Annotated in this window: 9 protein-coding genes; 1 reads left to right on the top strand and 8 read right to left on the bottom strand. The window is 63.9% G+C overall.

From position 1 onward, the window contains the following. Positions 1 to 62: 62 nt before the first annotated feature. From pknB to DXA43_RS01550, 7 genes are all read right to left on the bottom strand, one after another. A complete protein-coding gene (pknB, locus tag DXA43_RS01580; protein ID WP_117806067.1) occupies positions 63 to 2,024 on the bottom strand; it encodes a Stk1 family PASTA domain-containing Ser/Thr kinase in 1,962 nt (653 codons plus the stop codon). A 132-nt stretch (positions 2,025 to 2,156) separates the two neighbouring features. Continuing rightward, positions 2,157 to 5,027, bottom strand: coding sequence for an FtsW/RodA/SpoVE family cell cycle protein (locus DXA43_RS01575; RefSeq protein ID WP_117773735.1), 2,871 nt, complete (start codon positions 5,025 to 5,027; stop codon positions 2,157 to 2,159). 16 nt (positions 5,028 to 5,043) lie between these two features. Then, on the bottom strand, positions 5,044 to 6,978 hold the full coding sequence (locus DXA43_RS01570; RefSeq protein ID WP_117806066.1) for a Stp1/IreP family PP2C-type Ser/Thr phosphatase: 1,935 nt from the start codon (positions 6,976 to 6,978) through the stop codon (positions 5,044 to 5,046). Further along, positions 6,975 to 7,391 (bottom strand): FHA domain-containing protein, encoded by a 417-nt coding sequence (locus tag DXA43_RS01565; protein WP_006235180.1) that lies wholly within the window; start codon positions 7,389 to 7,391, stop codon positions 6,975 to 6,977. The genes DXA43_RS01570 and DXA43_RS01565 overlap by 4 nt, the downstream gene beginning before the upstream one ends. 6 nt (positions 7,392 to 7,397) lie before the next feature. Further along, entirely contained in the window at positions 7,398 to 8,408 is a 1,011-nt protein-coding gene (locus DXA43_RS01560; RefSeq protein WP_117806065.1) for an FhaA domain-containing protein, read from the bottom strand. Then, entirely contained in the window at positions 8,405 to 10,258 is a 1,854-nt protein-coding gene (locus DXA43_RS01555) for a serine/threonine-protein kinase (protein ID WP_158564923.1), read from the bottom strand. Before DXA43_RS01555 ends, DXA43_RS01560 begins: the two co-directional genes overlap by 4 nt. 144 nt (positions 10,259 to 10,402) lie before the next feature. Further along, on the bottom strand, positions 10,403 to 11,119 hold the full coding sequence (locus DXA43_RS01550) for a hypothetical protein (protein ID WP_117806063.1): 717 nt from the start codon (positions 11,117 to 11,119) through the stop codon (positions 10,403 to 10,405). A 116-nt stretch (positions 11,120 to 11,235) separates the two neighbouring features. On the opposite strand from DXA43_RS01550, the gene dnaX reads away from it, so the two are divergent. After that, positions 11,236 to 13,716, top strand: a complete 2,481-nt coding sequence (gene dnaX, locus DXA43_RS01545; RefSeq protein ID WP_158564922.1) for a DNA polymerase III subunit gamma/tau — start codon at positions 11,236 to 11,238, stop codon at positions 13,714 to 13,716. Positions 13,717 to 13,737: 21 nt separating this feature from the next. Here dnaX and DXA43_RS01540 read toward each other — a convergent pair whose 3' ends face one another. Next, on the bottom strand, positions 13,738 to 14,211 hold the full coding sequence (locus tag DXA43_RS01540) for a hypothetical protein (protein WP_117648547.1): 474 nt from the start codon (positions 14,209 to 14,211) through the stop codon (positions 13,738 to 13,740). Between the last annotated feature and the right edge of the window lie 201 nt (positions 14,212 to 14,412).

The following is a 14,412-nucleotide window of genomic DNA, read 5'->3' as shown; positions in this document are numbered from 1 at the left end:
AGGCGGGCGCCTGTGAGTGAATATGTTTGCGGCGAGAGCCGTAATGGGCGGTGGGGTGGCGACTAGTTGACCGTACCGGAATCGTCGCCCGTGCCCGAGCCCGAACCCGAACCCGAGCCAGAAAGTGCGACCGTCAGCGTAATCGTGCTGTCGGTAGACTGCTTGCCGGTGGGGGAGACGCCCGTAACGGTGGCGTTTTCGTTGCCGCTCACGGGGTTACCGTTCTGATCGCAGAATGCGATGTTGTAGAACCCGGCGTTGTTGAGCGCGGTAACGGCGGCGGAGATGCTCTTGCCGTACAGGTTGCCCGGAACGCTGGCTTTGCCGGACTTCTTGGCAATGACGACGGTAATCGTGGCGCCAGGCTTCTGCTTGCCGCTGGGGTTCCAGCTAATCACGGTGCCCTCGGTAACCGAATCGTTCTCCTGGTAGCTCACGTCGACGCCAAAGCCTGCCATATCGAGGGCGTTGCGCGCCTGGGCCTCGGTCATGTCGGTCAGATCGGGGACGGAGGTGGTGTCAGGACCGCTGGAGACCTTGTACGAGATGGTCGTGCCCTTCTCGACTTCCTTACCGGGTTTGGTGCCCTGCTCAAAGACCTGGCCCTCATCGGCCTCGTTGGCCTCCTCGGAGGCGTTGCCCTTCAGGCCAACGCTTGCCAGCGCGGCTTCTGCCTGGTCCTTGGTCAGGCCGACAAGCTGGGGAACCTCAACCTTCTCGGAGGGCTTGGGGCCCTTGGAGATTACCAGGTTCACCTTGGTGCCCTTGGCCTTCTTGGTTTTGCCGTTGGGCGTCTGCTCGGCGACCTTGCCCTCGTCGATATCGTCGTTGTAGCTTTGGTCGATGGTGCCGACCTCGAGGCCGGCTTCCTTGATCTGCTCGACGGCAGTCTGCTGGTCCTTGCCCAGCACATCGGGCACGGTGACCTGCTCGCCGCCAAAGAGTCCTGTGGCAAAGGCCACCACGATGCCGATGACGGCAACGGCTGCCACCACGGCGGCGATGATCTTGTTCTTGTTGGATTTGGGCTTTTCGACCTCGTAGGAGCCGGTGGAGCCCGAAACCGAGCTACGGGCGGTATTCTGGCCGCTCATGCCCGAGACGGGACGCACCATAGCGCGCGTCTGATCGGAAAGCTCGCGAGTCTTGGTGGCGCCCAACTCACCGGGGGCACCGATGATGCGTGTGGGCTTCGAGATGTTTACGGCACGGCCCGACAGGTAGCTGTTGAGCACCTGACGAAGCTCGTCGGCGGTCTGGAAGCGGTTTGCCGGGTCCTTCTCCATGCACTTGAGGATGATGCGCTCAAGGTCGGCGTCGACACCGGAGTTGATCTGGCTCGGTGGAATAGGCAGCTCGTTGACCTGCTTGAGTGCGACCGAGATAGCGTCGTCACCGTCAAAGGGAACGCGGCCGGTGGCGCACTCATACATCACGACGCCCAGCGAGTAGATATCCGAGGTGGGGCCGAGGTCCTGACCACGGGTCTGCTCGGGGCTGACGTAGTGGGCGGTTCCCAGCACGTTGTTGTCTTGCGTGAGGTGGCTGTTCTTGGCGCGCGCGATGCCAAAGTCCATCACCTTGATGTTGCCGTCGGGCAGCACCATGATGTTCTGCGGCTTAATGTCGCGGTGGATGATCTCGTGCTTGTGGGCGACCGAAAGCGCGGAGCTGATCTGCGAGCCGATCTGGGCGACCTTCTTGGGGTCGAGGGCGCCGTGGCTCTTGATGCCGCTCTTAAGGTCGGTGCCGCGCAGGTACTCCATGACGATGTAATAGGTGTCGCCGTCCTTGCCCCAATCGTAGACGCCCACGATATAGGGGGAGGAGAGACCGGCTGCTGCCTGGGCCTCCTGCTTAAAGCGTGCGGCGAAGGTTGCGTCGCCAGCATACTGCGGCAGCATGATCTTGACGGCTACCGTGCGGTCGAGGACCTGGTCCTGCGCACGGTAGACGGTCGCCATACCGCCTGTCCCCACCTTATCCTTGAGGAGGTATCTTCCCCCGAGGACCCTCTGTTCCATTCCTGCTCCTAACATAACTATTCGCTCAACGATGTGTGTAGTACCTACGATGTGGCCGCTGGGGCCGTGTGGCGCGTTGCCGCTAACTCTTCGGCCGCGGCGCGCCTCGGGTGTCCGATTCGATCATGGGCATCACGCTCCCTGTGCGGCGAGCGCCGCGGTCAGGACGATGCCGGCAATCTTGGCCGCCTTGACGTCGTGTTTGTCGTAATCCTCCAAGGCCACCGAGATGGCGACCGTGGGTGAATCGTAAGGTGCAAAGCCAACGAACATCGAGTTGACGTTGGTGCCGCCGGTCTCGGCCGAGCCGGTCTTGCCGGCGACCTTGACGCCGGGGACCTGGGCATCGGTGCCGGTACCGGACTGGACGACGGCGAGCATGGCCTGCTTGACCTGGTCGGCCGTGGCGGAGCTGACGGCCTGACCCAGCGAGCGGGACTGCGTGGTCTTGACCACAGTTCCGTCCGGGGCGAGTACCTGGGCTACAAAGTACGGGTCCATGACCACGCCACTGTTAGCGATGGCGGCGGCAATCACGGCGTTTTGCATGACGGTGGTCTGCGGCCCGGGCGTGTGGTCCATGCCGACAGGCTGGCCGGCGCCGGCCCAGGCGGTCTCCCACTCGGTCATGAGCGACGGGTCGGCCATGATGGAGGCCGCGGAGGTCAGGTCTTGGCCGAGCTTTTGGCCGTAGCCAAAGGCGTTGGCAAACTGCACGAGCGTGTTTGCGCCAACTTCGTTTGCCACCTGGCCAAAGACGACGTTGGAAGACACGGCAAAGGCCTGCTGCAGGCTGATGGTGCCGTAGCTCTCGTTGGCATAGTTGGTGACCGGCGCGTTGCCGATGTCCATGGAGCCGGGCGCCTGGTAGGTGCTGGTAAGGCTGGCGGTGCCGGTCTCGAGTGCCGCGGAAAGCGTAACGACCTTAAACGTGGAGCCCGGCGTGTACAGCGCGTCCATGGCGCGATTGTACATAGAGCCGTCCTCGCCGCCGCCAGCCTGCAGCAGGGCGTCGATGTTGGTGTTGTCGTAGGTGGGCGAGCTGGCACATGCGAGCACCGCGCCGGTACGCGGGTCGATGACCACTACAGCGCCCTTAAAGCCCTTGAGCGCCTGCTCGGCCGCCGTCTGGATACGCGAGTCGATGGTGAGCTTGGCGGTGTTGCCCGGCTGGGTCTGGCCCGCGAGCGACGCGATGGCGTTGTTCCAGCTGGAGTAATCCTTGGAGCCGGTGAGCGTGTCGTTCATGACGCTCTCGATGGCGGTGGTGCCATACTGCTGGCTCACGTAGCCAACCACGTGCGCTGCCAGGTTGCCGTTGGGGTAGGAGCGTACGTAGGTGCCGTCCTCCTGCTGCAGCGACTCGGCCAGCGTCACGCCATCGGACGTGATGATGGAGCCGCGCTGGATGTACTTGGAGCGGGCGATGGTGTGGTTGTTGGTCGGCATGTCCTGATAGTCCTTGGCCTTGATGACCTGGACATAGGTGAGGTTGCCGATAAGGATGGCGAACAGCGCCGTAAAGGCGAGCACCGCACGGGTTAGACGGTTGGCGAGCGCAACGCGGCCGAGCACACCGGATTCAGGCGTGTCGAGCAGGCGACGGCGCATGCGCGAGCCGACGGAATGGCTGCCGCTGCCGTAGGAAGACGAGGTGGCAAAGCGCGTGCCCGTCGGGGCGGCGGCAGATGCGACCTGATCATCGGTGATGGCGGCCATAGTGCCGGTGCCGGTAAGCTCTGCCTCGCGTCCGGTCGCCTCGTCACCGGCGCGCAGCAGGAGCGCGACGATGATAAAGCTTGCCAGCAGCGAGGAACCGCCCTGGCTCATAAAGGGCAGGGTGACGCCGGTCAGCGGGATCAGGCGGGTAACGCCACCCACGATCAAGAAGGCCTGGAAGCTGATGGCGGCCGTAAGGCCCGTGGCGCTAAAGGCGGCGAGGTCGGATTTAGCGCGGGCAGCCGTGGTGAGGCCACGCACGGCAAAGAGCATAAACAGGATGAGCACGGCGCCGCCGCCCAAAAGGCCCATCTCCTCGCCGATGGCAGAGAAGATAAAGTCGGACTCGACGACAGGGATGTTGTTGGCCATGCCGTTGCCGATGCCAACACCGACCAGACCGCCATCGGCAAGCGAGAAGAGCGACTGGACGATCTGGTAGCCCTGGCCCTGGGCGTCCTTAAACGGATCGACCCAAACCTGGAAACGCACCTGAACGTGAGACAGGAACTTGTAGGCGCCCACGGCTCCGACGGCTAAGAGCGCAAGGCCGATAACGACATACGAAAAGCGCCCCGTGGCAACGTAGAGCATCAGCAAGAAGATGGTGTAGAACAGCACGGCAGAACCCAGGTCGCGTTCGAAGACGACGACGAGCAGGCACACACCCCACACGGCAAACAGCGGCAGCAGCAGTCGCAGGCGAGGGATCTTAAAGCCCAGGATCTTGCGGTTGGAGATGGAGAGCAGCTCGCGGTTCTCGGCCAGGTACCCTGCCAGGAACAGCACGATAAAGACTTTGGCGAACTCGCCGGGCTGGATGGTAAAGCCCGCGATGCGAATCCACAGCTTGGAGCCCGAGATCGTGGTGCCGATAAAGATAGGCAGCATCAGCAGAATGATGCCGATAATGCCAAAGGTGTACTTGTAGCGCATGACTACGTCGAGGTTCTTAACCAACGCGAGCGTTCCCACCATGAGCGCCACCGAGACAAACAGGATGATGAGCTGTGAGATGGCGAGAGCGGGGGCGAGACGCGTCACGAACGTGATGCCGATGCCCGAAAGCACAAAGACAATGGGCAGGATAGCGGGGTCGGCACCGGGCGCCAAGATGCGCACGGCAATGTGGGCCGCGGCAAAGGCGGCAAAGAGGCCGATCGGTACGGCGAGCGTCTCAAAGGAGATGGCAGCGCCCGCGGTGAGGACGTACATCGCATACAGTAGGATGACGGGGAACGCCGAGGCGATGAGCAAGAGCAGCTCGGTGTTGCGGCGACTCATAAGCGGCACTCCCTTTCTAGTTCTTTTCGGAGGCTTCGGCCTCGGCGGACTGTTCGGCGGTTTTCTCGGAATCTGATTCGGAGGTCGATCCCTGATCGGTGTTGTCGCGAATCGTTTGCGCGTCGATCACCTGGCGGGTCTGCTCCTCGTCGATCTGGTGGCGGTACTTGGATATCGTGTCCTGCGCATCGTCGACACTTGTTTGCGGAATGCCCGCCTTGAGGCGGTTTTGCGTGTCTTCGGGCAGGTCGGACAGCTTAATACTGGTTTCGCTTTCGAGCCAGTGAAGCTTGAGTCCGAGCGGCTTGCCGGGCAGGCCGCGCCAGACGGCGACATTGCCCTGGTGGGTACCCAGGTAGTACGAGCCGGTGACACCCGTGTAGGCCCAGATGCCAGCTGCCAGCACAAAGACGAGGGCCAGGATGGCGGCGATAGTAATGTTGCGGCGACGCACGCGTTGCGCCTCGCGCATAACGCCATCGTCAACCAGGTCAACGACTACTACGGTCACGTTGTCGTGGCCGCCGGCGGCAAGCGCCGCGTCCACTAGGTTGTCGACGCAGATTTGCGCGGTTGAGGACTGCGTGGCGATGTTCTCGATATCGCTATCAGGAATCATGCTCGAAAGGCCGTCAGAGCAAAGGATCAGGCGGTCGCCTTCCTCGATATGCAGAGTGAAGTGGTCGGCATACATGGCGGGGTCCGAGCCCAGCGCACGGGTGATGACCGAGCGGTTGGGGTGGACGCGAGCCTCGTCTGCCGTAATCTCGCCGGCGTCCACGAGCTCCTCCACGTAGGAGTGGTCGCGGGTCACGCGGATGAGCGTGCCCTCGTGGAGCAGGTAGGCGCGAGAGTCACCCACGTGGGCGATGGCGAGCGTGTCGTTTTCGATATAGGCGCAAGTGGCTGTGCAGCCCATGCCGGGCTTGCCCAGGCCGTTCAGGGCCGCCTCGATTACGGCGGCGTTGGCTGCCTCGACGGCTGCGGCCAGGCGTGCTGCGTCGGCGGACTGCGGGGCCGTCTTGGCAATAGTCTCGACGGCGATGGAAGAGGCTACCTCGCCGGCGGCGTGACCGCCCATGCCGTCGCATACGCAAAAGAGCGGCGACTGCACCAGGTAGGAATCCTCATTGTGCGGGCGTACGCAGCCAACGTCAGAGCGGGCGCCCCACATGAGTTGCGTGGTGGTGCCGGCATCATAGGTCGAGTCGGTCTCGATGCGCTCCTCGGTCAGGGGCTCAAAGCTCATGGTCGAGCCGGGGTCTTTGAGCTTGGCCTCAACGGCGGCAACGTCGATCTCGGCTGTGTCACCGGGAGAGACGGTGTCGGTCTCGGCGTTTGATTCGGAATCGTCGGTGTCCGGGGAGCCGGGCTCTGCGGACGCGCAGGCGATCGACTCGTCGTCTTGCGGGCTGACGTCTATAGGCTCGGGCGTCGCAAAGTGCGACGGCGCGGGTGTGCTTTGCGACTGGGCGGCGGGCTCGGCCACGGCATCGGACTCGCTTGCGGGCGCAGGCTGCGGGGCCTTGGGTGCAGGGCCGTCCTCGGGGGATGGCCCCGCCTCGGGCGCCGGCGTAGACGCGGGCGCAACCTCGGATGCCGGGGCTATGGGAAACGCCGGCGCGGCGGGTTCGGGTGCCGCAAACACCGCAGCGCTCTCGTTGATTGCCGCGGCGACGGGCTCTGCAAAGTGAGCCGGCGCCGGGGTTGCTTCGGGCGCTGTGGGCTGTTCCGCAGCATGTGCGCCGATGGGCGCCGCTACGGCATCCTCTTCGCCCTCGTTATTGGCGAGATCCGAAATATCATGCGTTACATGCGAAAGAGGCAGGGAGAACACGGTGTCCTCGGGCTCCACGGGTGTGGAGTCCGCCGGAGCGGCGTGGGCCGGTGCAGCTACGGCGGCAGCCGGTGCCTCGGTCATGGTTGCGGACTTGTTCTCCTCGTCGATCATCGACGGTTCACCTTCATGACCACGTCGCCAATCTGGACTTCGTCGCCCTCGCGCAGCGTTGCGGGCTCCACAAGCTGGCGGCCGTTGACGAGCGTGCCGTTAAGCGAGTTGAGGTCCTCGATGATGAGCGCCGGGCCCTGCAGCGAAAAGCGCGCATGCGAGGCCGAGACGAACGGTTCGTTGATGCAGATGTCCGAAGATGGCGAGCGACCGACGATGACGGGGCCGAGCATGTCTACGTGGATGCCGCGGATACCGCGCGGACCCTTGTCCACATCGATCGTCCAGATAGCCGAGTCGCGACGCTGCCCGCGCACAAGTCCCACGCCGGTCTTCATGACGGCGAACAGGAAGATATAGAGCAGGGCGACCAGGACGATGCGGCCTGCAAAAAGGACGATATCGATGTTCATAAGAGACTATCCCCTAAATTCAAAGGTGCTCAGGCCAAACGTCAGCAGATCGCCGTTGCGCAGCGGGCAGCGCGTAATGCGGCGGTTGTTGACGAGCGTGCCGTTGGTGGAATTGAGGTCCTCGATCGACCAATCCGAGCCCGTAAAGGTGAGCTGGGCGTGGCGGCGCGACACGTTGGGGTCGCGCAGGGCAATATCGGAAACTGAGCGCTCGCGACCGATAGTCACCTGTGCGGAGGTGATGCTATGGCTCTCGCCGCTCACGACGTCGACGAGCTGGGCGAGCGGGCGCTGTGGGGCGCGAGTGCTCGCCATGTTGGAGGCGATGCCGGCTGCGGCGCCTAGGCCCACGGCGGCACCGGTCGCGGCGGCTCCGCCCATGCCGGCAAGCGCGTCGCGCGAGACGGTCTGCGGCACCGGGATAGGAGCGGCGGGGTCGGGGACGCTAGACGCGAAGGGATCTGCTACGGCAAGCGGGTCAGGAGCGGCGGCGCGAGGCGTCGGCTGCTGCTGGGGCATGGCGGCGGGGCGCTGCGGCTGCGGGGCAGCAAACTGCTGCTGGCCGGCGCGCGGGGCGCTGGCGGCACGGCTTGCCGCGGAGTTGTTTTGGCCCAGACCGTTTTGATAGGCGCGCTCTTCTTCGTACAGGCGGCCGAGCGTGGGGGCATCGACGTTCTCGGCAAAGACCGAGAACTTGCCGGCGCGCAGCTGCGGATCGATCATAAAGCGCACGAGGGGCTCGCCGACAAAGACATAACGGCGCTTTTCGGCCTGCGCCTTCACAAACTCGCGGACCTCGCGCGAAAGCTCGGGGTAGAACGGGGCGAGCATGGGATCGTCGTCGGCGGCGATCAGGATGGTATAGAGTGCCGGCGCCGTGTTGACGCCATTGATCACCAGAGTCTGATCCTCCATGTCGCGAGCGGCCTGCTTGGCAAGCTTCTTAAAGGAGAACGGGGCACGGGTGGCACCGAAGATGCCGGCCACGTGGTCCTCGAAGATGTTCAGGAAGGTCACGAAAGATCACTCTCCGTATAGGTTCTTTGGTATCCGAGCAAATATAGGCATATCCCAACGATTATAGAGGATAGGGTTCCCGCAACTGCCGCCTTGGCGGCGACCGCGGCTGCAAGGCTGGCAATTTCCATATGGTGTGCAAGACAGGATGCCGCTGCGCAGCCGATGCCGGTGACAGCGATGGCGGCGATGGCGGCAAGGTTTGAGCCCTGATCGGCACGCTTGGCATGGGCATTGAGCAGCGCAGATGACGCCGCGGCAGTTGTCGCGACCAGCGCAAAGGCAGCCCAAAGGAGCGGGTCTTCCAGCGCTGCGGCAACGTTGCCGAGCCCCAGCACGCCTCCGGCTGAAAGCGCGACCGTGGCCAGACGGGCAAAAAGCGCGCCCATGCCCGTTGCCGCGGCGGCGCTTGCCGGGCCGAGCCAAAATGACGCGACGCCGGCGGCGACCCCAGCTGCCAGGAAGGTATTGCCGGTCAGACAGCCAAGCGCAAGCGCGCAGGTGAGTGCGGCGCTCGCGGCAGCCTCGGTGCGACCCCAGGCGATCCACCAACCGGACATGGCAGCGGCAAAGATCACCGCGACGGGCAACATCGACAGGATGCCCTGCGCCTGCATGGTGGCGTTGGCCATGAGCACCAAAAAGCCCACAGCCGAGATGGCCGAGCCAATCTGGGGGGCCAGGCCAGCCGCCGCTCCGATCGCGATGGCCGCAATGACCAGGCCGGGAAGCGCCGCGACCCCGGCCGTTTGCATCAGCAAAAAGCTAAAGGTGCCGCACGTTAGCGCCGAGATAGCGTGCATGGTGTAGTCGCGCGCATGGCTCCAGCGCGTGCCCGCCCAGCCGAGCGCGGGGTCGACCTCGATGGCGTCGTCCTCGTAGTACGACGGCTCGATATCGTCGAGCTCTTGCTCGTCATCCGAAAGCTCGCCAACCATTTGCTCCAGACTGCGACGGCCCTCGCGCACGCTGCCCAGACCGGCAAGGAGTTGGTCGCAAAATGCCTCGATGCTGTTGGGGCGGTCCTGCGGCATGGGGGAGAGCGCGCTCATGAGCGCGGCCTCGGCTCCCGGGGGAAAGTGTGGTATCAGCTCGCTGGGATAGGTGGCGCCGCCGATGATGCGGTCGAGCGAGTCGGCGGGCGTGGCCGCCATAAAGGGAGCGCTGCCGCACAAGCCCTCATAGATAACGCAGGCAAGGGCAAAGACATCGGCGCGTTCGTCGACCGTGCCGGTCTCGATATCGAGCTGCTCGGGCGGCATGTAGCCGATGGTGCCGCCGCGCGAGCCGCCAAAGCCACCGGCGGACGACAGTCGCGCCATGCCAAAGTCGGTGAGCTTTACATTGCCCGAGTGGTCGATGAGCACGTTGGCGGGCTTAATGTCCAGGTGGAGTACGCCATTGCTATGGGCGAAGGTGAGCGCCTGGCCCAGGGCATCGGCAATGGCCGCGGCCTCGTCAAAGGTGAGCGAGTGGCCGTCCACGCGATGCAAAAACTCGGCCAGCGACATACCGTCGACATACTCCATGACCAGGTAGGCGTAGGCGGTGTCATGCGTAAAGTCGATGACCTGTACGATATTGGGATGTTGAAGCATAGCGGCAGTGTGCGCCTCGCGCAGGACATCCATGATGTCGCTGGCGGGCATGCCGGCACCGTTGATAAGGGGGATGCGCTTAATGGCGACGCGGCGGCGCAGGTGCGTGTCGCGGCAGATCTCGATGGAGCCAAAACCGCCGGTCGCAAGCGTCTCGAGCGGCTGGTACCGCTTGAGCAGCTCGCGAGAGCTGGTGCCCTCCAAAGGAACGTCCGGCGAGAACCGGGCGGTATGTTGCGAGAAAAGCGGCATGGCCAACCCTCGTGCGTTTAAAGTTCGTTTGCGAGCGGCGGGCGCGGAGCCGAGCCATTCGCGGTGGCATAGTTGCTGCCAGTGTAGCACGCTTGGGTGCATGGGGAGGATAGCGGGATGCGAGGCCGCCTGTCTGGCTTGGCCTTAGCGCTTCTTCTTGTTCTTCTTCTGCTTGCGCTGCTTGCCCTTGGTCTCCTGGGGCTTGTCGCCCTGTTTTGCTTCGGCAGCGGCCTTTTCTGCCTTCATCTTCTTGCGCTTGGTCTCGATGCGGAGTTTTTTGTTGATGCGCGCCTTGAGGAAGGGGCCAAACTGCTCGGCATCGCCGCGAACAAAGGTGTCCTTGGGGATCGTCACGCCCTGGTCGGCGAACATGGCCACAAAGATGCGCTCGCCGTCGAGCACGTGGTCGAGCTTCTCAAACGGGAAGAACTGCGACTTGCCGCTCTTGCCCCAGACCATCAGGCCGTCCTCGTTGGCGGCGACGCGGCGGTAGCGGCCGCCCATGGACTCGTCTGCCTCGACGGCATCGATAAAATCGCGGGCGAGCGTGTGGTGCAGGTTTTTGCTCCACCAGGCCAAAAAAGCACCGAACACGATCAGGACGACGCCGAACTTGATCCAGTTGCCACCGGCTACCAGCATGCCGATGCCGATGAGCACGGCAATCGCGGCGGCGACGTACAGGGAGCCACGGCGCCTGGGCGAGGCGACCAGGCGGGCGAAGTCGGTGACGAGGTCGTTTTCGTACTGATACTCGTTGAGGTACAGAATGCCGTCATCGGCCGCGGCCTGCGCCTCGAGCGCGACCTCGACCTGGTCGGCTGCTTCGGAGGGAATGAGGTTGCTCTCTGCGTCTGCCATGCTCTTTGGACTCCTATCGCGGCGGACTCGCCGTACGGGTTATTATGGAATGCAGTATGCCGTGCGACCGCATGGCCGCCGCGGCAACAAGACTCAGTATACCCGGGGGAGCACCCATGGAATCGTTGTACCGAAAGTATCGCCCGCTCACCTTCGACTCCGTGGTGGGCCAGCAGCATATCGTCTCGACGCTCGAGCACGCCATCACCGAGGGGCGCCTGTCCCACGCCTACCTGTTCTGCGGACCGCGCGGCACGGGCAAGACCACCATGGCGCGCATTCTGGCCAAGGCGCTGCTGTGCCGCAATGCCGAGGCGGCGCGCGCCGAGGGTGCAAGCGGCTGCATGCCCGACGGTACTTGCGAGGAGTGCGAGCTCATTGCCGAGGGCAACCACCCCGATGTCTACGAGCTCGATGCCGCAAGCCGTACCGGCGTGGACAACGTGCGCGAGGAGATCATCAACTCCGTCAACTTTGCCCCGGTGCGCGGCAAGTACAAGATCTATATCATCGACGAGGTCCACATGCTCACGACGGCGGCGTTCAACGCGCTGCTCAAGACGCTTGAGGAGCCGCCGGCGCACGCGATCTTTGTGCTGTGCACCACCGACCCGCAAAAGATTCTGGAGACCATCCTCTCGCGCTGCCAGCGCTTCGATTTCCACCGCATCGGCAACGAGGATATCGAGCATCGCCTGTCCTACGTGTGCGAGCAGGAGGGCTTCGATTACGACGACGAGGCACTCGCCATTGTGGCGCGCCATGCCAAGGGCGGTATGCGCGACGCGCTTTCCACGCTGGAGCAGCTGAGCGTTTTTGGCAACGGCGCCGTGCATGCGGACGATGCCCGCTCGCTTTTAGGTGAGGTTTCGGACCAGATTCTGGGCGAGTTTGCGCGCGCCATTGCCGATCGTGATGTCGCCGATCTGTATGGGCTTATTCGCGCGCAGGTCGAGGAAGGCAACGATCTGCTGGAACTGACGCGCGACCTGGTGGCGCATGTGCGTGACGTGTACGTTGCCTGCGTTGCCGGTGCCCGTGCCGAGCTGTTTGAGGGCGGCTCCGAGCAGGCCGAGGCGCTTGCTGCCGAGGCCGCTGCCTTTGGCGAGCATCCTGCCGATCGTTTGGCTCGCGTGCTGACGGTGCTCGACGATGCCGCACTGGAGATGAGGGGCGCGAGCGACGTGCGCCTGGTGCTCGAGATCGCCTGCACGTGCCTGGCACGTCCCGAGGCCGATTTAACGATTGAGGCATTGGCCGAGCGCGTGGCTCGCTTGGAGGCCATGGTTGCCAACGGCGCCGTGCCAGCGAGCGTGGCTGCTGCTCAGGCCGCCGCGCCTGCAGCATCCGTACCCGCTGCTGCCCAACAGCCGACGCTCATTTCGGGCGCTCGTGCTGCCGCTCCGGCGGCATCCGCTGCCCCCGCTGCTACGTCCGCGCGCCAGGGCGGTATGCCTTGGGACCGTGGTGCTGCTGTTCCGGCTGCCCAGCCTGCGTCCCGTTCTGCGTCCGTGTCAGCTTCCAAGCCTGCAGCGCCTGCACCTCAGCCTGCGCCGACTCCGACGCCTCAGCCCGTTGCGGCCCCCGCGCCTGCCACCGCTCCGGCACCTAAGCCCCAGCCCAACACCGCCGCCCAGGTTGCTGCCGCCGGTGCCGCCGAGACCCCCGCGGTCGAGGATGCCGGTGAGCTCCAGCGCAAATGGGCCGAGGTCGTCGAACGCGTCAAGGCTCGTCAGGCCTCCTACGCAGGGCTTTTGCTCAATGCCCGCGCCACAGCAGACGACGGCTCCAAGCTCACGGTCTCGTTCCCCGCGGGCTCGACCTTTGCCATCAAGATGCTCGGACGCGCCGACACGCAGTCGGTGGTCCTGCCGACAGTCAGTGCGGTCTTCGGTCGTCGTACCGTCGACTATGTCCTGGATGGGGGTGGCACGCCGGCTCCTCAACATGAGGAGCATTCTCCATCTGCACGGGCTGCGGTATCTGCGGACCCGCAACCCGTGTCCTCGGCGGCCCCTGTATCCTCGAGCGCCAGCGCGACGCAGCCAAAAGCGGCACCGGTAGCGGCACCGACCCTGTCGGCGCCGCTACCGGTGCCCAAACCGGCTGCTCCGGCTCCCGCGCCCAAGCCCGCTGCCGCGCCTGCGCCCAAGTCATCCGACCTAGCTAAGGCCCCCTGGCTACGCTCCGACAACCCCGCCGGTGCTCCTGCCACGGGTAAGCTCCCGACCGAGCCCGCACCCCGTGCGCCCGAGCGCTCGGCTGCCCCCAAGGCCCAGCCTGTCGCGCAGTCCGCGCCGTGGGAATCCGAGCAGGTGCCCTACGACGACGCCATGGTTGGCGGTTTTGTTGCCGATGCTGGTGGGGACGATCTGCCTCCGTTCGACGTGCCGGGTGCGGCGTCCGCGCCCAAGTCCGCTGCAACTGCCCCCAAAGAGGAGGACGCTCCTGCAGCTCCCTGGGAGTCCAACTCCGGTGCGGGCGGCCCCTTCGGCCATCAGGGTGCAGCCCCGAGCATCCCGCAGACCGAGGACGAGGCCAAAGCCCTCATCCGCAGCGTCTTCGGCCAGTCCACCATCTTCAAGCCGGTGGAGTAGCTGCGCAGGCGGGTATACTGCTCAAGAAGAGAACCCCTTGCCCGGGCGCATCTGTATTTCGGACATGTGCAACGTGGTGCCGCGTATATCGCATTCGAGCAGACAGGCGCGTGACGGTCGGCCTAGGATGCTGAGGTCGATACGATACGTCGCATGGCTGTCCGTGTACTCGACTTGCTCGGCGTTGACGGTTGCTCCGATTGTAAATAAAGAGCCCAGTTCGGCATCGACAATCTTGGAGTCCTTTATCTTGACCTTGAACTCTTGGTAGAGGGACGGGCTGTTGTAGTAAATGGTTCGGGTTCCGTCGGTGCATTCATCGGTCGTCTCCCATTTGACGACGGGCTGGTCCGAGCTGGCTATCAGCAGTTCTGCTCCAAAAGCTATGGCATGGGTGATGATAACCAGTAATACCCAGACGACAAAGAGATAGAGAACCACATATGCAACGGGGTGTTTTGAGCGGATGTTTTGGAGTACGGCTGGGACATTCACGAGGGCACCTCCAAATCGTCATCTATGACAATCAAATTATACCCAGCCGCCATGCGTGCCGCCTCGAGCAGCGGCTCGGCATTTTGCCATGTAGCCTTGTAGCCCTACGCATAAACTGCCTGGTTCCAGCTCTGCTAGATGTAGCTTGAGATAATTATGCAACCTTGCATAATTCGACCTTGCATAATCTTGGGCGTGCGT

The organism is Collinsella sp. OF02-10, assembly GCF_003463445.1.
Lineage (GTDB): Bacteria > Actinomycetota > Coriobacteriia > Coriobacteriales > Coriobacteriaceae > Collinsella.
Note: the sequence above shows the minus strand (reverse complement) of the source record. Positions and strands in the feature narration are given on the sequence as shown.

Coding starts and splice junctions, on each gene's coding strand:
- dnaX (WP_158564922.1), top strand. CDS start 11,236: ATGGAATCGTTGTACCGAAAGTATCGCCCGCTCACCTTCGACTCCGTG.
- DXA43_RS01570 (WP_117806066.1), bottom strand. CDS start 6,978: ATGATCGACGAGGAGAACAAGTCCGCAACCATGACCGAGGCACCGGCT.
- pknB (WP_117806067.1), bottom strand. CDS start 2,024: ATGGAACAGAGGGTCCTCGGGGGAAGATACCTCCTCAAGGATAAGGTG.
- DXA43_RS01565 (WP_006235180.1), bottom strand. CDS start 7,391: ATGAACATCGATATCGTCCTTTTTGCAGGCCGCATCGTCCTGGTCGCC.
- DXA43_RS01555 (WP_158564923.1), bottom strand. CDS start 10,258: ATGCCGCTTTTCTCGCAACATACCGCCCGGTTCTCGCCGGACGTTCCT.
- DXA43_RS01550 (WP_117806063.1), bottom strand. CDS start 11,119: ATGGCAGACGCAGAGAGCAACCTCATTCCCTCCGAAGCAGCCGACCAG.
- DXA43_RS01575 (WP_117773735.1), bottom strand. CDS start 5,027: ATGAGTCGCCGCAACACCGAGCTGCTCTTGCTCATCGCCTCGGCGTTC.